This is a genomic window from Bacillus sp. Marseille-Q1617 (genome assembly GCF_903645295.1).
GTDB lineage: Bacteria > Bacillota > Bacilli > Bacillales > Bacillaceae_B > Rossellomorea.
In genome coordinates this window covers 329196-346809 of sequence record NZ_CAHJXM010000003.1, presented here as the reverse complement: position 1 = coordinate 346809, position 17614 = coordinate 329196, and the positions used below count along the sequence as shown (strand labels likewise).

General features: G+C 43.2%; 22 protein-coding genes. 1 reads left to right on the top strand and 21 read right to left on the bottom strand.

The features are described from left to right. Positions 1–492: 492 nt before the first annotated feature. The 20 genes from HWX64_RS19005 to HWX64_RS18910 all read right to left on the bottom strand — a co-directional run bounded on the left by HWX64_RS19005 (position 493) and on the right by HWX64_RS18910 (position 15930). On the bottom strand, positions 493–1383 hold the full coding sequence (locus HWX64_RS19005) for a polyprenyl synthetase family protein (RefSeq protein ID WP_368495599.1): 891 nt from the start codon (positions 1381–1383) through the stop codon (positions 493–495). A 3-nt stretch (positions 1384–1386) separates the two neighbouring features. Then, complete coding sequence (xseB, locus tag HWX64_RS19000; protein ID WP_175991086.1) at positions 1387–1620, bottom strand: exodeoxyribonuclease VII small subunit; 234 nt, start codon at positions 1618–1620, stop codon at positions 1387–1389. After that, positions 1607–2974, bottom strand: a complete 1368-nt coding sequence (gene xseA, locus HWX64_RS18995; RefSeq protein ID WP_175991085.1) for an exodeoxyribonuclease VII large subunit — start codon at positions 2972–2974, stop codon at positions 1607–1609. The genes xseB and xseA overlap by 14 nt, the downstream gene beginning before the upstream one ends. Before the next feature lie 163 nt (positions 2975–3137). Next, on the bottom strand, positions 3138–4004 hold the full coding sequence (gene folD, locus HWX64_RS18990) for a bifunctional methylenetetrahydrofolate dehydrogenase/methenyltetrahydrofolate cyclohydrolase FolD (protein WP_175991084.1): 867 nt from the start codon (positions 4002–4004) through the stop codon (positions 3138–3140). Positions 4005–4025: 21 nt separating this feature from the next. Next, positions 4026–4409: a transcription antitermination factor NusB gene (nusB, locus tag HWX64_RS18985; protein ID WP_175991083.1), complete on the bottom strand. Its 384-nt coding sequence runs from the start codon at positions 4407–4409 to the stop codon at positions 4026–4028. A gap of 745 nt (positions 4410–5154) precedes the next feature. Then, positions 5155–5565 (bottom strand): Asp23/Gls24 family envelope stress response protein, encoded by a 411-nt coding sequence (locus HWX64_RS18980; protein ID WP_175991082.1) that lies wholly within the window; start codon positions 5563–5565, stop codon positions 5155–5157. Between the two features lie 23 nt (positions 5566–5588). Then, positions 5589–6941, bottom strand: coding sequence for an acetyl-CoA carboxylase biotin carboxylase subunit (accC, locus tag HWX64_RS18975; protein ID WP_175991081.1), 1353 nt, complete (start codon positions 6939–6941; stop codon positions 5589–5591). A 15-nt stretch (positions 6942–6956) separates the two neighbouring features. Next, positions 6957–7466 carry an acetyl-CoA carboxylase biotin carboxyl carrier protein gene (accB, locus tag HWX64_RS18970; RefSeq protein WP_175991080.1) on the bottom strand — a complete coding sequence of 170 codons (510 nt, stop codon included), beginning with the start codon at positions 7464–7466 and terminating at the stop codon, positions 6957–6959. Positions 7467–7771: 305 nt separating this feature from the next. Next, positions 7772–8329, bottom strand: a complete 558-nt coding sequence (locus tag HWX64_RS18965; protein ID WP_175991079.1) for a SpoIIIAH-like family protein — start codon at positions 8327–8329, stop codon at positions 7772–7774. Positions 8330–8343: 14 nt separating this feature from the next. After that, complete coding sequence (spoIIIAG, locus tag HWX64_RS18960; RefSeq protein ID WP_175991078.1) at positions 8344–8994, bottom strand: stage III sporulation protein AG; 651 nt, start codon at positions 8992–8994, stop codon at positions 8344–8346. Beyond that, on the bottom strand, positions 8984–9604 hold the full coding sequence (gene spoIIIAF, locus HWX64_RS18955; protein ID WP_175991077.1) for a stage III sporulation protein AF: 621 nt from the start codon (positions 9602–9604) through the stop codon (positions 8984–8986). Before spoIIIAF ends, spoIIIAG begins: the two co-directional genes overlap by 11 nt. A gap of 13 nt (positions 9605–9617) precedes the next feature. After that, complete coding sequence (gene spoIIIAE, locus HWX64_RS18950) at positions 9618–10811, bottom strand: stage III sporulation protein AE (protein WP_303049500.1); 1194 nt, start codon at positions 10809–10811, stop codon at positions 9618–9620. Positions 10812–10834: 23 nt separating this feature from the next. After that, complete coding sequence (gene spoIIIAD / locus HWX64_RS18945) at positions 10835–11227, bottom strand: stage III sporulation protein AD (RefSeq protein ID WP_098151200.1); 393 nt, start codon at positions 11225–11227, stop codon at positions 10835–10837. Positions 11228–11241: 14 nt separating this feature from the next. Beyond that, positions 11242–11448 (bottom strand): stage III sporulation protein AC, encoded by a 207-nt coding sequence (gene spoIIIAC / locus HWX64_RS18940; RefSeq protein ID WP_006838772.1) that lies wholly within the window; start codon positions 11446–11448, stop codon positions 11242–11244. Positions 11449–11513: 65 nt separating this feature from the next. After that, entirely contained in the window at positions 11514–12029 is a 516-nt protein-coding gene (spoIIIAB, locus tag HWX64_RS18935) for a stage III sporulation protein SpoIIIAB (RefSeq protein WP_175991076.1), read from the bottom strand. Beyond that, positions 12030–12953: a stage III sporulation protein AA gene (spoIIIAA, locus tag HWX64_RS18930; RefSeq protein ID WP_175991075.1), complete on the bottom strand. Its 924-nt coding sequence runs from the start codon at positions 12951–12953 to the stop codon at positions 12030–12032. A 215-nt stretch (positions 12954–13168) separates the two neighbouring features. Then, positions 13169–13726, bottom strand: a complete 558-nt coding sequence (efp, locus tag HWX64_RS18925) for an elongation factor P (RefSeq protein ID WP_175991074.1) — start codon at positions 13724–13726, stop codon at positions 13169–13171. A gap of 39 nt (positions 13727–13765) precedes the next feature. Next, positions 13766–14830, bottom strand: coding sequence for a Xaa-Pro peptidase family protein (locus HWX64_RS18920; protein WP_175991073.1), 1065 nt, complete (start codon positions 14828–14830; stop codon positions 13766–13768). Between the two features lie 4 nt (positions 14831–14834). After that, positions 14835–15281 (bottom strand): type II 3-dehydroquinate dehydratase, encoded by a 447-nt coding sequence (gene aroQ, locus HWX64_RS18915; protein WP_175991072.1) that lies wholly within the window; start codon positions 15279–15281, stop codon positions 14835–14837. Positions 15282–15372: 91 nt separating this feature from the next. Beyond that, positions 15373–15930 carry a YqhR family membrane protein gene (locus HWX64_RS18910; RefSeq protein WP_175991071.1) on the bottom strand — a complete coding sequence of 186 codons (558 nt, stop codon included), beginning with the start codon at positions 15928–15930 and terminating at the stop codon, positions 15373–15375. Between the two features lie 329 nt (positions 15931–16259). Here HWX64_RS18910 and HWX64_RS18905 point away from each other — a divergent pair, with 329 nt between their 5' ends. Next, positions 16260–16631: an SA1362 family protein gene (locus tag HWX64_RS18905; protein ID WP_254871215.1), complete on the top strand. Its 372-nt coding sequence runs from the start codon at positions 16260–16262 to the stop codon at positions 16629–16631. Between the two features lie 32 nt (positions 16632–16663). On the opposite strand, the gene HWX64_RS18900 is transcribed toward HWX64_RS18905, so the two are convergent. Continuing rightward, positions 16664–17545 carry a patatin-like phospholipase family protein gene (locus HWX64_RS18900; RefSeq protein WP_175991069.1) on the bottom strand — a complete coding sequence of 294 codons (882 nt, stop codon included), beginning with the start codon at positions 17543–17545 and terminating at the stop codon, positions 16664–16666. Positions 17546–17614 lie beyond the last annotated feature (69 nt).

Sequence of the window (17614 nt, the reverse complement as noted above, 5' to 3'; positions counted from 1 at the left end):
TCCCCGATATATGTCCAATGAACAGTCTAGGAGTTTTCCTCAACAACCCTTAACACAATCCTTAGCCTCTTTTGCAAAAAGGATTTCATATGGACGAAAAAGCACATATCAATGGCCAACTGATGTGTACTTTGTAACCATAATCCCCTCTCTCTTCACTCAAGGCAGGCTACGCTGCTAGTGATCAAAATCACAATCGCAGGTTCATACTCTGCACTTATTGCACATGCTTTATGCCAGCGTAAGATACAGAGCCTCCGCGGCTTGCGGGTCAACGCCCACATGCCATTGTGGATCGCCCTCAAGCCTTACTCCCAGATATGACCCAAAGCTGGGCGCCTCAAGCCAAGTCCAGGAACTTCATCGATGTGCCCTTTAGTGGATTTTTAGGCCCACCTTCAGGATTGGTGGGTTGACTAGAATACTGCACCACCCAAATGTTTATAATCACATTATATCATATTTTATGATTTCCTCAAATAATAAAGAACCTTAATGGTTGCGGTTGACTATGAGATGGGCAATTTGCCTAAGCAATTCCGTATCCATACTGAGTCCATCCAGGGAAACCAATGCTTCATCAAAATGAAACGTAAGTTTTCCCTTGGCTCCATGCATGGACAAGAGCCCTGGATAGGTGCTTTTCTGTTTGGATTCATCGCTCCCGGTCCGCTTTCCGATCAATTCTTCTGCTCCTTCAATATCGAGGATATCATCCTGAATTTGAAATGCCAGGCCGATATGATAGGCAAATTCTTCAAGTTTGTGTTGTTCTTCATCTGAAGCACCTGAAATGATTGCTCCCGCAAGCGCACTGAAAATAAGTAACTTCCCTGTTTTATGAACATGGATCGATTCCAATTCTGCAACAGACAGCTTTTTATTTTCCCCTTCAAGATCAGCTGCCTGCCCGCCAACCATACCTTCAGGGCCTGCACAGCGGCTCAAGAGGCCCACTAACTTAATTTTTTGATCACTGGTAAGAAAGGTGTCTTCTGCAATAAGCTGAAAGCTTTGCGTAAGCAGACCATCCCCGGCGAGGATTGCCATAGCTTCACCAAATACCTTGTGATTTGTCGGCTTTCCCCTTCTTAAGTCATCATCATCCATCGATGGGAGATCATCATGGATGAGAGAATATGTATGAATCATTTCAAGCGCAGCCGCTGTCTTCATTCCAAGCTGTGGATCCTTTCCATATCCTTTAATGACAGCTAATAAGAGAAGCGGTCTGATTCTTTTTCCGCCGGCTTCCAAAGAGTACGCCATGGCATTTTTTAATGTTGAGGGCATGGCTTTCTCCTGGACAGAACCGATCATCTCTTCTTCAATCTTTTGTTTATACTTTTGCTGAAAAGTACCTAGATCAACATGAAGGCTCACCCATTACTCCCCCTCTTTGATTTCGAAGGTTTTTTCTCCTTCATCCGTGATCATTTTTGTTAGCTGTTTTTCTGCTTTGTTGAGGGTATCATGACAATACTTTGAAAGTTCCATTCCTTTTTGATAGAACTGCAATGCCTTTTCCAAAGGCACCTCGCCTTCTTCCAATTGCTCAACAATGCCTTCCAATTGCTCCATTGCCTCTTCAAATGACAGTTCTTCTTTAGTTTTTGCCATTTTCAACCCGCTCCTTTACCAAATCTACTTCACATTGTATTGTTCCGTCTTTTACATCTATTTTGAGTTTATCACCTTTCGCTACCTGCTGTGAGGATTTTATCAATCCCCCATCTGACCCATAGACAAGGCTGTATCCCCTGTCCATGATTTTCAGTGGACTCAGTGCATCCAAGGTGGAAATGACCGATTGAAACCGATGTCCCTTTTCCCTCAGCACTGCTCTAAACTGCTTGTTCACTTGTCCCTGCAAAAATGTCACCCTTTCTTCCTGAATCTTCAGGATCTGTGAAGGGTGAACACGCTGAAGTCTGGAGTGCAGTCCGGTAAGAACATCCTTTTGCTGCCTGACATGCAGTGTGATATTTTTTTGCAGCTGGTCCGTCAGCCTGTCTACATGCTCAACTTTTTGTTGATACAGGATACGCGGATTCCTTAACGAATAGGATTTTGATAAACTGTCCAATCGATTCCGCTCACTTTGAATTTTCACCTTAAATGATTTAATCATCCTTAATTTTCGGTTCATGATCCTTTCAAGCAGGTCATCGATGTGAGGGACAGCCAGCTCTCCCGCACCGGTGGGGGTCGGTGCCCTAAGGTCTGCAACAAAATCTGCAATCGTAAAGTCTGTTTCATGCCCGACAGCGGATATGACAGGGATAGCCGAATCGACAATTGCTTTGGCCACTATTTCCTCATTGAATGCCCAAAGTTCTTCGATGGAGCCGCCTCCCCTTCCTGCAATCAGCACATCGACTCCCTCATATTCATTCGCTTTTCTGATGGCTTCCGCAATAGAGCCGGCAGCCCTCTCGCCTTGTACCAGGGCAGGAAAAATCAGGATTTCACAGATTGGGTACCTTCTCTTTATTGTTGTAATGATATCCCGTATGGCAGCACCCGTCGGGGAAGTCACAACCGCAATTCTTGAGGGGAACTTCGGTATCATTCTTTTTCTGCTTTGATCAAAGTAACCTGCTTTCTCAAGCTTTTCCTTTAATTGTTCATACGCCAGGTAAAGTTCACCGATTCCATCCGGCTGCATTTCTTTCACATAGATCTGATACTGTCCGCCTGCTTCATAGACGGACAGATCTCCCCGTATCAATACATTCATTCCGCTTTCTGGCCGGAACTTGAGATGTTGGTTATTACTTGAAAACATGACTGAGAGAATCCTTGCACGGTCATCTTTTAAAGTGAAGTACATATGACCGCTGGAATGCTGCTTGAAATTTGAAATTTCTCCCCTTACAAAAATATTAGACAAATGCGGATCCCTATCGAATTTTCGTTTTATGTACTTTGTCAGAGCTTGTACCGTTAAATATCGCGACTGATCCTGTTCCATGCTCACCTGACTCCTTTGACCATGCATATTCTTTATTGAGTGACGTTGTTGCATAAATCGCTCCAAAATCAACTTTCTGCACTGATTTTATCATGCAGGAATACGTAAAGGGACAAGCTGATGTGCCGTCCCTTCTGAGTTGTTGTATATAGTGTACTATTTTTTATCGGTTTTGGCGATCAACCAGCCACCATCGAGCTGATTTTACCGTGTTGTAAAGAAGCATAGTAATGGTCATCGGTCCTACTCCACCTGGAACAGGTGTAATTTTCCCTGCCACTTCCTTTACTCCATTAAAATCGACATCACCGCATAATTGCCCTTCCTCATCCCGGTTCATTCCGACGTCTATGACGACTGCACCTTTTTTGATATCTTCTGCTCGTATCAATTTTGCCTTCCCGACAGCGGAAACGAGAATATCAGCATTTCTAGTATAGTCGGAGAGGCCCGTTGTTTTAGAATGACAATACGTGACGGTTGCATCCCGATTCAGGAAAAGTTGACCGGCAGGCTTTCCGACGATGTTGCTTCTCCCTAAGATCACCACGTGCTTTCCCTTGATATCAATATTCTCATACTCGAGCATCTTGATGATGCCGAGAGGGGTGCATGAATAGAAAGTATCTTGATTCGTAACCATCTTTCCGATTGAAACCGGGTGAAATCCATCCACGTCCTTAGAGGGAGATATGGTTTCAATGATTGTGATCGGATTAATATGCTGAGGCAGAGGCAATTGAACCAGGATACCATGAATATGATCCCTTCGATTTAATTCTTCTATTTTATCGACAAGTTCTTCCTGCGTTAATGATTCATCAAACTGATAAAGCTCTGAATGGATTCCCAACTTGCTGCAGGCTTTTCTCTTCATTCTCACATAGGTGTGGGAGGCATGATTATCCCCAACAAGAATAACAGCCAATCCGGGGATCACATCATTTGCTTTTAATTCAGAAATGGTTTCTTTCAATTGTTCACGATAATAATTCGCAATAAGCTTGCCATCAATAAGATCAGCTGACATATAACCAGCCCCCTATCATTGTTAAGATTGACTTACCTTAGAGAGTACACCATTCACGAACTTGCTTGATTGATCATCGCCAAAGGTTTTTGCAATTTCAACGGCTTCATTGATGACGACTTTATCCGGTACATCTTCAACAAATAATAACTCATAAGCGCCGATCCTCAAAATATTCCGATCTACTTTCGCGAGGCGGTCAAAAGACCATTTTTCTAAATTATCCCTGATTTTGCCGTCTACCATATCCTGATGTTTTACAAAACCAAGTACGAGGTCTTTCAAAAAGGCGTCTACTTCTTCTCCATCCACCACATTTTTCAACGCTTCTTCTGGTTCCATACCACTCATATCTATTTGAAATAAGGCTTGCAGAGCTTTCTCACGGGCAACTCTTCTCTTCATATCTTCTAATAACTCCTTTTAACGTTTGTCAATTTTTCATACCTTTGATAATAGCACAAATCAATGCCTGTACGCACGTGAATGGAGAAAAAATAATATTCTGAAACTAAAAGCGCAGGCGGCTTGGGCAGGAGCGACAAGCATAAGATGAACTTACCGGAAAGGCGTTTTTTGCCTTTTTGGTAAGTTTAGCTTATGACCTCGAGCTCCTAGCCGCCGGAGCTGGATAATTGAAATGCGGAAGGGCTTTGGTTAGAGGCGGGTGGCATAAGGCGAATCGGACATGATGGCGTTCTTTGCCTCCTTGGCCGGTTTGGCCTTATGATATTTGCCTCTAAGCCCTGCAGCTGGACAATCAAAAAGCAGAGGCGGCTTGGGCAGGAGCGACAAGCGACCAGGAAGACAGAAATGAAGAAAATTCGACAAGTGGCACAATAATTGGGATTTTGGCACAATTATTTAAATACCGGCACAATTATTCCAATAATGGCACAATAAAAATAAATATATTAATATTTCAGTTGAAAAACATAAAATCCGGCACAGCTAAAAGAATTTTTTATTGAAAATGAATAGAAATCCTTCTAATAAACGTTGAAACATAGGGCTCAGCAGATAAAAATGACGTAAAAAGGAGTCGCTTCGATTATCTTACTAAAAAAATGCAGATTCCCTCCCTCCACCAAGCTCACCCTTCCATAAAAAAAGAACGGCCCAAATGGCCGTTCTCCCTTCTTAATCACATTTACATCTCTTCATCAATTTCAGCTTCAAGTGTCTGATTTTCAAACTGGACACCCACGATATGAACATTGACCTCATCTGCTTCCAAAGCAGTCATGTTCATTAAGGCTTGACGGATATTATCCTGGATTTTTTGAGCGACTGTCGGGATAGAGACGCCGAACTTCATGATGCAGTATACATCAATGATGATTCCTTCTTCCGCCAGTTCAACCTTGACTCCCTTACCGTGGTTCTTCTTGCCCAGACGTTCGACTACACCTGTCGCGAAGCTACCGCGCATTTGTGATACGCCTTCTACTTCTGAAGCAGCAATTCCAGCGATGACTTCGATCACTTCAGGTGCGATTTCTATCTTCCCAAGGCCGTCTTTACCGTGAGACATTTGTAAAAGGTTTTGATTTTCCGCCATGTAAGGCACCTCCTGAATTCACACTAGGATTTCATTACATCATATTTTTCTAAGAACTTCGTATTAAATTCTCCGTCTACAAAGGTTTCATGTTCCAATACTCTTAAATGGAACGGGATGGTCGTGTGCACCCCTTCTACAACAAACTCACTCAGGGCACGCTTCATACGGGAGATCGCCTCTTCACGAGTCGCTCCATAAGTGATGACTTTTGCAATCATACTATCATAGTAAGGAGGGATCATATAACCAGGATATGCAGCAGAATCCACTCTTACGCCAAGACCGCCGGGAGGGAGATACATTTCTATTCTTCCTGCTGACGGCATGAAATTCTTTTCCGGGTTTTCTGCATTGATCCGGCACTCCATCGCCCACCCTGTAAAGGTTACTTCTTCCTGGGTGATAGATAATTTTTCTCCGGAAGCCACTTTGATCTGTTCTTTTATCAAATCAACACCGGTAACCTGTTCGGTGACAGGATGCTCTACCTGGATACGGGTATTCATCTCCATGAAATAGAATGATTGGTTGTTGTAGTCATAAATAAATTCTACCGTGCCTGCACCTGTATAATCAACCGCTTGGGCTGCTTTTACCGCGGCTTCTCCCATTTGGGCCCGAATTTCTTCGTTCAGTGCAGGAGATGGTGTTTCTTCGATCAATTTTTGAAGACGGCGCTGGATGGTGCAATCGCGCTCTCCAAGGTGAATCACGTTGCCAAAATTGTCAGCCATGACTTGGATTTCCACGTGCCTGAAGTCCTCGATGAACTTTTCAATATACACGCCTGGATTACCAAATGCTGTCATTGCTTCCTGCTGGGTGATGTTGACACCCTTCACAAGGTCTTCCTCGGTCTTCGCCACACGGATCCCTTTACCGCCTCCGCCTGCAGTGGCTTTGATGATGACTGGGTATCCCATTGATTCCGCAAGTTTAACAGCTTCATCTGCGTCTTTGACGATCCCTTTAGAACCAGGTACGATCGGAACCCCCGCTTCACGCATCGTTTCTCTTGCGACATCCTTTGTCCCCATTTTTGAAATGGCTTCAGGAGATGGCCCGATGAATGTGATATTACACTCACGGCAAAGCTCTGCGAAGTCGGAATTCTCAGCCAGGAAGCCGTAACCGGGATGAATGGCATCACAGTCTGTCAATTTTGCTACTGAAATAATATTAGTAAAGTTCAAATAACTGTCCTTCGACGAAGTAGGCCCGATACAATAGGCTTCATCTGCAAGCTGGACATGCAATGCTTCTTTATCTGCTTCAGAATAGACAGCTACACTTTCTACGTTCAATTCGCGGCAAGCACGTATAATTCGAACCGCTATTTCTCCTCTATTGGCAATCAATACCTTTTTTATCATAAAGTTTATCGCTCCTTATTCAGGTTTGACTAAGAATAACGGCTGTCCATATTCAACAAGTTGACCGTCTTTCACCAAGATTTCTACAATTTCGCCTTTTACTTCCGCTTCAATTTCGTTGAACAGCTTCATCGCTTCAACGATACAGACGACTGTGCTGTCATCTACTTTTGAACCGACTTTCACATATACATCCGCGTCAGGGGAAGAAGATTGATAGAACGTCCCTACCATCGGGGATGTGATTTTATGTAAGTTTGCATCATCCGCTTTTGCTTCAGAAGGTTTATTTTCTTCTCCCGGTGCAGGCGCCGCTTCTGTATGAACAGCAGCAGGTGCTTGCTGAACCGCTTGTTGAGCCGGCTGCTTCACTTCTTCTGCAGCTTGAACGAATTGCGGTGCTGGAACGGCTCCATTATTTTTCTTTAGTTCGATTTTTGATCCTTCATACTCATATGAAAACTCATCCACGCTGGAATTATCGACGAGTTTTATAATTTCACGAATTTCTTGGATTTTTAACACTTTGGACACCCCTCTTATAGTTTAAAAAATTATGACTAGCTACTAATATCATACGATAATATCTCGTATAAATTCAATATGTGTTTCGAGCTATTCCATAAAGCGCATTCATGCTCCCTTTCTATTCTATCTCTTTTTTTCAAAAAAATAAAATAATAGATGATTTATCTGGAATGGTTGTCTGATTGTCCTATTCATTGAATAACACTGTTCACACCGCTGCCCTTTTGTGTGCAAGACTTCATTATGAAGCTAAAATAAATAGGACGACCCTTTATCATCTAAGGATCGTCCTTTTTCATTTATTAGTTTGTCGGCTGGAATTCCACCGCTACAGGCTTCACATTTCCTACTTCACTCATGACCAGGCGGATGATTTCATTGGCATTTGCCGTTGTGTGCTCTTTATCTGTTTTGACCGTGATGCGGATGCTGTCTCCATTTGCTCTTACGAGTGCATCATCGTACCCGATCGTCTTGATTGTCGTCTCAAGTACTGATTCTGTCATTGCCAGCTCACGCAGGTTCTCCATTTGCTCATAGGCTGCACTTTTCTCTTCTGCAGACAATTCAGGATCTCCTACTTTCGCTTCAAGTTCTTCACGGAGCTGAGCACGCTGATCTTCCACTTCCATTCTCATCGCTTCGAACATTTCATTGCCGGCAGAATCCGTGACGACTTCCACATCGCCATTGGTCATTGTTTCTTTATTATCTCCTTCTGCCGCTTTCTTGCCGCCTTCATTCTGCTCCGCTGCCATGTCCGTTACCTGCTGGGTAGGTGAAGTGATGTAATAAACGGATAGGACGATCACAAGACTCAACATCGTTAAAAGCCACACTGTTTGTTTTTTTAATAACATCTATTATTTCCCCCTTAATCTTTAGGTTGGACCGATACCCTGTGAACCGGTACATCCAGAACGCGGGTAACAGCTTCCAATATCATTTTTTTGATTTGTATGTTATCGGCTCCCTTTGCTACGACAAGGACGCCGCTGACTTTAGGTTTTCTGGTTTCACTGATGACGGGCACTTCATTTTCACCGTCCTGTATGATGACAATCTGTTCTTCACTTGACTTTTCTTCTATCGAGCGTTTTCCACCCTCTTTGTCCTCCTCGTTTGTATGCTGGGACTGTTTGTTTTCATTTTTTTCGTACACTTTCTGTTCAGAGGATTCAACATTGACTACGACAAGGGCTTCACTGACCCCGGTGATTTGATCGAGTGCCTCTTTCAGCTGGTTTTCATATTGATCTTCATAGCTCCGCATCAATGAATCATCATTGTGATTCTTGCCGAATGCAGGCACGTTTTCTTCCCCCTCTTCCTGGAGGGTCTTGTCTACTGCAATGCTGGGTGCTTTATTCCAAAGATCGCTGATCAGCATGAAGGCGACCCCGAGCAGCAGGACGATCAGAAAGTACTGAAACTTTTTTCCTTTTTTGTTTTCCGGAGGTGTATGCGCATTTTCCTTTGACAGCCACTCTTTTATCAGATTTACGGGTCCTTTGCTAAAGTTCATTGTCGCTTCCCGTCCCTCCCTCGGCTATGATTATTTTTTCGGGTGAAAGGTTCCACTCTTCCGCTAGTAAGGAGGTCACCAGGGACACATTCTCATCTGTCTTCTGTACTCTTGTCTTATCTCCCGTATCGATCTCCACATTCTGGACGGCTTCAATTGCGTTTTCCCCCTGACTGGAAGAAAGATAAACCGTCACTTCTGTGATGCTATCTGGGATGTTCTCCAAATCGGATGCTGCTATACTGACCTTCTCAATGACTTTACCGTGTTCATCCATCAACTCCTTTTCAGCTTGTTGTTTCATTTGGACAGCCATCTGTTCTAAAATATATGCACGTTGTGAAGCTTGTATTTCTTTTTTCTTCATTTCTATTAAATTTTCTACAGAATTATTCTGGGAACGTCCATTTACACGGAACGATTCCATAACAGAATCAACATCTGCTGTCATCAGCTTCAACAATGGTGTAAGGATGATGGTGATCAATAATAGCCCCGTCACGATCTTTACGTATTTTTGCATATTTGAGCTTGGAAGAAGCATGTCAATGACGGTTGCCAGCAGGACAAAGACGATAATATTGGTGATCCATTCAGTTAGAAATGACATGGGCGCTCCTCCTTCATCGAACCATCATGGTTATATTGCCGGCTGCAATGATGACGGTAATGCTTAAGAAGAACATGAATGATACAATCGCAAGTGCTGCGAACACGTAGATGACACTTTTCGCGATCGTATCGAGACACTCGATGACGGGCCCCCCTCCAAGCGGCTGAAGAAGGGCGGCAGCCAGCTTGTAAATAAAGGCGATCATGAGGATCTTTATGGCGGGAAATGCTGCGATGATAAGGACGATAGCCACTCCCGCAATTCCTACAGTGTTCTTTAAAAGCACGGAAGCACTAATGACAGTGTCGGTCGCATCGGTAAACATCCTGCCAATGACAGGTACAAAGTTGCCGGTAATGAATTTAGCGGTACGGATCGTGATGCCGTCGGTGACTGCCGCTGTTGCGCCTTGCACCGAGATGACACCGAGAAAGACGGTCATGAATGCACCGAGGAGCCCGATGCTCCAGGTACGCAATAAATGGGCGAGCTGTGTCACTTTGTAATGCGGCGACAGGGTGCTGACGATGCTCAATAGAGCGGAAAGGAATAGGAGCGGCAGGACCACATTTTGAATGAGCAGGCCGCTTGTGTTCATCAGAAACAGGATGACAGGGTGGAAAAATGCGGCAGATACGACTCCTCCTGAAGCTGCGATCAATGCAAGCAGTAAAGGAATGAGGGCGATGATGAAATTGATCATGGTGGAAATCGCTTCCTGTGTATAATCGATTGCCACGTGGAAGCTGTTCAAAGCGATGATGATCAACACCATGAAGATGATTCCGTAAGCCACCTTGCTTACGTTCCCTCCTTCAAACGCGTTTTGCAGAGATTGAAGGAACATGCTGAAAATCGTAAGCAGGATCAATGTGCCTAAAAGCTTTCCATTCATGACCAACTCTTGAAATGCAAATTTAAGTACTCCGCTGAACCAGGCTTTTAAAGAAAACTCCTTCTCTCCTTGAATGAAGTCCATCAAGCTCCCTTTTTGACTCTCAGGCAGATATCCCCCATATTGATCCACGATGCTTGTCCAAAAGCTCTTCAGCTCATCGATTCCCAAGCTTTCGAGCTGCTGATTGATGACCTGCTGCTGCACACCGTTATCATCCTGTTCTTTGTTTTCTTCTGCCTGTCCGATTGGGCTTCCCATGAAAAAGAAAAATAGTGCCACGACGAGTATTCGGTTTAATTGCTGCAAATATCCCACCTCTTCATCCTCTCTTATCCGGTTGGAATCATATTGATGATTGTTTCAATGATCACTGTCAGGATCGGGACAGCCATTGCCAGAATCAAGATCTTGCCTGCAAGCTCGACCTTTGCTGCAATCGCACCCTGACCTGCGTCTTTCGTGATATGAGAAGCAAATTCCGCTATGTAAGCGATGCCGATTATTTTCAGGATCGTTTCAACATAGACAAGATTTACGTTTGCGTTTGCCGCAAGCTTCTCGAGCATGTGAATGATGGTATAAATCTGATCGATTAAAAACAGGAATATGGAGCAGCCGACGAATACGATGAGCAAAAAAGCAAAGTTCGGCTTTTGCTCCTTTACAATTAATGCAAGAAAAGTGGATACAAGGGCGATACCGACAATTTGGATGATTTCAATCGCTGACTCCCCCTTTACCCTTGGAATAAAAAGACAGATTTGATCTTCTGAAATAAATCATCCACGATGGATGCGACCATAAAGAGAATATAAATAAAGCCAAAAAGCGTGACCCATTGTGCGTATTCTTTTTTTCCGACTTGATCTAAGATGGTGTGCAAAAAGGCGACGACGATCCCCACCCCTGCTATTTTAAAAATAATGTCCACATCGATTCCCATAATTTTCCCTCCTGATCTTTTGACTCGCACATTGTGGGTTACACGGACATGGCCGTCTAACTTCATTAAAGCAGCAGGATGATAAGAAGAAGACCTGATAGGAATCCAAGACTCTTTGTCATCTTTTCATATTTCCTTTGTCTTTCCACTGCTTCTGTCTCTTCTCTTTCCAAGTGTTTCAAAGCCAAATGAATGTGTTTTTGCTGCGTGACCAAATCATGTTTCCCAAGGTTTTCACCGAATTGCTTCAAAATTTCATATTCTCCAGATTTAAAGGCCGTCAGCTTCCATACCTCATCCAGGCTGTCTTCCCATGCTTTTTTCACCGAAATCTCCTGTTCGGTCAACTTCTTTGAAAAATTCTCAAAAAACCAAGAGACCGGCTTCTGAAGCTGTTTAGATATTTTTCTAGTAGCCTCATGAAGAGGTGTATGGCTGTAGGTGATTTCAGCCTCCAGGGATTGAAGTGCCACTTTAAGCAGCCGAAGCTGCCGGGGCCTTTCTGTCAAATATTTCGAGACTTCAAAACCTGCCCATGAAGTAGAGAGAAGAATGAAGATCGCACCTAAAATTTTTATCATTTACGTCACACTCACTTTGTTCAATAAAGATTCTCCATGCTCATTCCAAACTTCAGATACTTGTCCAGGGTCCGTTTCTCTATTTAGCTCAATGAATCGTTCAATACTCTTCATTCCGATAATATCCCTTATGACAGGTCTCTTTTTCACTTCCTCCAAAGAAGCCCCGTGGGTTGTCATCATCAATGTAATGCCTGCATTTACCGCTTCTTGAATGGCCTGTCCGTCTTCCACGCGGCCTATTTCGTCGATGATCAGGACATCTGGACTCATGGAACGTATAAGCATCATCATGCCTTCGGCTTTTGGACAAGCATCAAGGACATCGACTCTCGGACCGAATAGAAGCTGCGGAACCCCGTTCACACAACCAGCGATTTCGGAACGTTCGTCCACGATTCCCACTTTATAGGGAGGAATGTTTTGTTCACGGTCACCGGTTGAGATGATTCTCGCAAGATCCCTTAGCAGGGTCGTTTTACCTGTTTGGGGAGAACCGATGATCATTGTGTGCTTCCAGCCCCCTTTATAGACAAATGGAAGAAGCGGCTGAGCGATTCCGATCTTTTGCCTTGCAATACGGATATTGAAGGATGACAGGTGACGGATCCCTTTCACATTGCCGGACTCCAGGATGACTTTTCCCGCAAGTCCCACCCTATGTCCTCCATCTATAGTGATATAGCCTCTCTTGAGTTCTTCCTCAAGTGTATAAAATGAATGATGGGATAATTTATTTATCAGCTGTTCAGAGTCTTCAGGGGTGACAGTGTATGGCAGAAAATAAGGTTTCCCCCTTGCAGTGACTTCCAATACCCTGTTGGTACGTACTCTGATTTCTTCGGTTGTATCCAGAACGTCTTGTGGAAGGGACAGGATTCTTTCAGAAATTGTGCTGGGTAGCAGGGCTAGAACTTCTTGCATGAATGTACCTCCTTATCTATTTCCACCGGGCTTTATCAATAACAACGTACAAGCCCCCAGATAATACAATGTATTTCTAATGAAAATAGAATATGACAAGAAATTAAAGGCCCGTCCCTCGATGCGTTAAAGCAGTAAAGAGGAAAAAGAAAAAAAGCCTAAACAGAATGAGATCTGTTTAGGCTTTTTTTGATTACGTTATGATTTAAACTCGATTATCCGCGTGAAACGTATGTGCCGTCAGTCGTATTGACGACGAGTACATCCCCTTCGTTAACGAAGAATGGTACGTTCACGACTAATCCAGTTTCGACTGTTGCAGGTTTAGACCCGCCTGAAGCTGTGTCCCCTTTGATTCCAGGTTCTGTTTCCGTTACAGTCAATTCGACCGTATTCGGAAGTTCAACTCCAAGAGTCTCACCTTCATACATCATGATTTGAACTTCCATGTTTTCTTTCAGGAATTTCAATTCATACTCGATAGATGCTGCCGGTAATTCGATTTGTTCGTAGCTTTCATTATCCATGAATACATGCATGTCACCGTTGGCATACAGGTATTGCATTCTGCGGTTATCAATCTGAGCTTTCGCTACTTTTTCACCTGCGCGGAAAGTCTTTTCCTGCACTGCTCCGGTGCGAAGATTACGAAGTTTAGAGCGGACGAATGCTGCCCCTTTCCCCGGCTTAACATGTTGGAAGTCCATAACTCTCCAAATCCCATTATCCACTTCGATTGTTAAACCTGTACGAAAATCATTTACTGAAATCATGTTTGTTCCTCCTATTGTCAATTAGACCTCTTGCAAGGACTAAAATGGTAGAATGATTAGATCTTTAGTTGAGTGTGTCAATGTTTCATTGGAATCCTCAGTGATGAGTGTATCATCTTCAATACGCACACCGCCGACCCCAGGTACGTACACCCCCGGTTCAACCGTTACAATCATGCCAGGCTCAAGTACTACTTCGGATCGGGAGGAAAGGCCAGGTCCCTCATGAACTTCAAGACCGATTCCATGACCCAGCGAATGTCCGAAGCACTCACCATAACCTTTTTCTGTTATGTAATCGCGTGAAATCGCATCTGCTTCTTTCCCTGTCATACCAGGCTTGATCTTTTCCATAGCCAGGAGCTGGGATTGAAGGACAACATCATAAATTTCCTTCAGCTTATCACTTGGTTCTCCCACTGATAAGGTACGAGTCATGTCAGAACAATAGCCTTTATAGTATGCACCATAATCCAATGTAACAAAATCACCTTTTTCAATGACTTTATCACTTGCCACTCCATGAGGCAGTGCGGAGCGGTTCCCTGATGCCACAATGATGTCAAAAGATGAAGAAGCGGCTCCCGCTTTTCTCATGAAAAATTCCAATTCATTCGACACTTCCAGTTCGGTAACACCCGGTTTAATGAAATCTAATATGTGCTTGAATGCCGCATCCGCTATGTCAGCCGCATCCTTAATTATCTTAAGCTCTTCAGGTGTCTTAATCAAGCGTAACTTTTCAATCGTACCGGCTACAGGGACAAGTTCAGCCTCAAGTACCTTTTGATAGCTCTCAAATGCACTGTATGTCATATAATTTTTTTCAAAGCCGAGTTTTTTGATTCCCAATTCCTTGACTTGTTTTGCCACTTCTTCCTGAATAGGGCCGGTGTGCTGGACAATTTCATAATCAGCTGCCTGCTCCGCCGCCTGCTCGGTATATCGGAAATCTGTGATGAACAAAGCCTTATCATGAGATAACAATACAACACCTGAAGAACCGGTGAAGTTTGTCATATAACGGCGGTTGTATGTACTTGTGATCAACATCCCGTCTATACCGCTTTCAGAAAATGTATTACGTAATCGATCAATCTTCATCCCCTTACACTCTCCCTTTTATGTAATTAATGATTGCGTCCAAGGCTAGTTCATATCCGAAAAGTCCCAAACCGACAATTTGCCCGACCGTTTCCGCCGCAATGACGGAATGATGCCTGAAACTTTCCCGCTGATGGATATTTGATATGTGGACTTCTATGACAGGCACTGATACCGAAGCTACACCATCTCTTAATGCATAAGAGTAATGAGTATAAGCTCCCGGATTCAGAATGATGCCTGAAAATCCTTCGTCCTCAGCTTTATGGATATGATCAATCATTTCCCCCTCGTGATTCGATTGAGCGGTTCGTAACTGATAGCCTTTTTCCTTTGCCTGTTCCTTCAGTTTCTCTTCTAGCTCCTGAAGTGTGGTGTGCCCATAGATTTCAGGTTCACGTTTTCCTAACCTGTTTAAATTAGGGCCGTTTAGTAACAATATTTTTTTCATAGATAACCCCTAAAAAAATAGAATGTTCAACATGAACATTCTAACATAAACCTTTTACCTATACCTACTAAATTATCTGATAACAAGAAGGTCATGATACTACTTCCCCGCTCTTTTCCTTTTGTTCCTGATGCCGCAGCTCATTTTCTTCATACGATATCGAATATCCGACGAACACTCCATATAGGATATAGATACACACTGTTGTGATCAAAGTATGATAATCGATTGCCGTCAAGGACTTCATGCTGGGGAACAGGGGTTTCAACAGTAAGAATACGGCTAAAAACAATACGACCCCATACCCTGCGCCTACCCACATGGACTTAAATTTTCTCAGGACCCCATAATAAACCAGAGCTGCTCCTACGGATATGATGCCGTAGGCTAAGATGGATAAAGCAATTCCGATCCAGCGATCCTTCCAATCCCCAACCGCCCAAGGCTCGAAAATAATATTAGGTTCGATTTTGGTAAAGGAAAAATAATAACAAAGATACGCAATCGCACTCCATAATAATCCCCCAATAAAACCCGTCACCATCACCATTCCAATGAACGACATTGGTTGTTCACTTTTATTCTGCTCCAGTTCAGGATTGGATTGGTCACCTTTCACTCTTTCCGGTTGATTTTTATCTTCGGACATCTTGAACACCTCCGCTCATAGTATGTCCCATTCACCGAAACACTTTGCATAATAATTCCTTATGATGCAAAATTTCATTTTTTAAATTTCGAATCCGCAGTCTGGCTCTTTTTGAGAATTTTTAGTAAAATAGAATATAAGGATGTTTATATTACATACATCTTTTCCATGTTTATCGGACTCGGATAAAGTGAATATGTTTACTGTAACCCTTGAATCCCCACACCCGAAAAACTATCCAAACCGACGATTAAAATGAATATAAATTGTCTAAAATAATAATAATATAAAAGTTTAAAGAACGATTGAATCGTAAGGAGGTGGCTTTGTTGAACGCTCGCAATATCTTGGTATTCACCCTGGTTGTATTAGCGATTGTAGGATTGGGATCGTGGCTGATTGGAAATCCCCTCGGACTTCTTCGAAAAATACTCGTCACTGCAGCCGTCATAGGCGTCATATACTTTATTTACCGCAGATGGTTCAGTAATAGACGCGGTGCTGGAAGCAACGAACAAAGAGCGTTTCTTAAAGCAGCCAAACAATCAAAAAAGAGACTGAAGAAAAAATCGACCGCTAAGACACAAAAACCCACTGTCTCTCCGCTTTCAAAAAAGCGTTCCCACCGTAAAAAATCCAGTGCTAACTTAACGGTCATAGAAGGAAAAAAGAATAAAAAAAACAATCGGGCCTCCTTTTAAAATGAGTGCCCGATTGTTTTTTGCACAAAACCCTAATACGTCCATTGTTTCAGAAAAAGTTCTCCCTGAAATTTCCCCATTTGAAACAACTCACTCCTTTTTTCTTTCGATAATTCAAATTCAGTCGTCTGCACCCCTTCAGTCGGTATAAAAATGATATTCTTCTCATGCTTTCTTGAAATATAGCGCGAATCATGAGCGTCTTTCATTGTCTGGAAAAGAGCATTGTACAACTCGATTGCATTTTTGATTTTATTTTTCGGCCGCTCGATTGAATTATGACTTAACTTCACCCCAATGACCGGCCGAACCTTTTTTATATTCTCCCTGTCAAACAGCCACATCGGAAAGTTACTGAGGACACCTCCGTCCACAAGTAAACTGGTGCCCTCGAGCGAACGCAGTTTCACAGGCTCAAAAAAGTACGGGAGACTTGCACTCATCCGGATGGCTCGTGCAACCGGAAATGTCTTTGGCGAAATTCCGTACTTCTCCAAATCATCAGGCAATACAAGAAGTCTCCCGTTCGATAAATCGGAAGCGATGACTCTCAAGGATTTTTCAGGAAGATCCGCGAACGTGTAAATCCCCCGTGCTTTAAGTTTTTGTTCGATCCAATTCTCAAGAGCTATTCCCTTGTACAATCCTAACCGATAATAAATCCTGAACCACTTAATAAAGGGAAGCGAGACGAATGCATTGGTATCCAATAACTTCTTGATATCCATTTCTTCCATAATATCTTTCAGCTCACTGCTTGAGTACCCAGCTGCAATAAAAGCTGCCACAATGGCGCCGGCACTGGTTCCTGCAACCCTCTTGATTCTTAATCCTCTTTCTTCAATTGCTTGGTAAGCACCTATCAAGGCGAGCCCTTTTACCCCTCCGCCAGAAAATACTCCATCGATGTCCACAGGCTCCACTCCTTCAAAGCTCTTTATACATCTTTAATTTTAAAAAGTTGAAAATAGAACAAGAAAAGC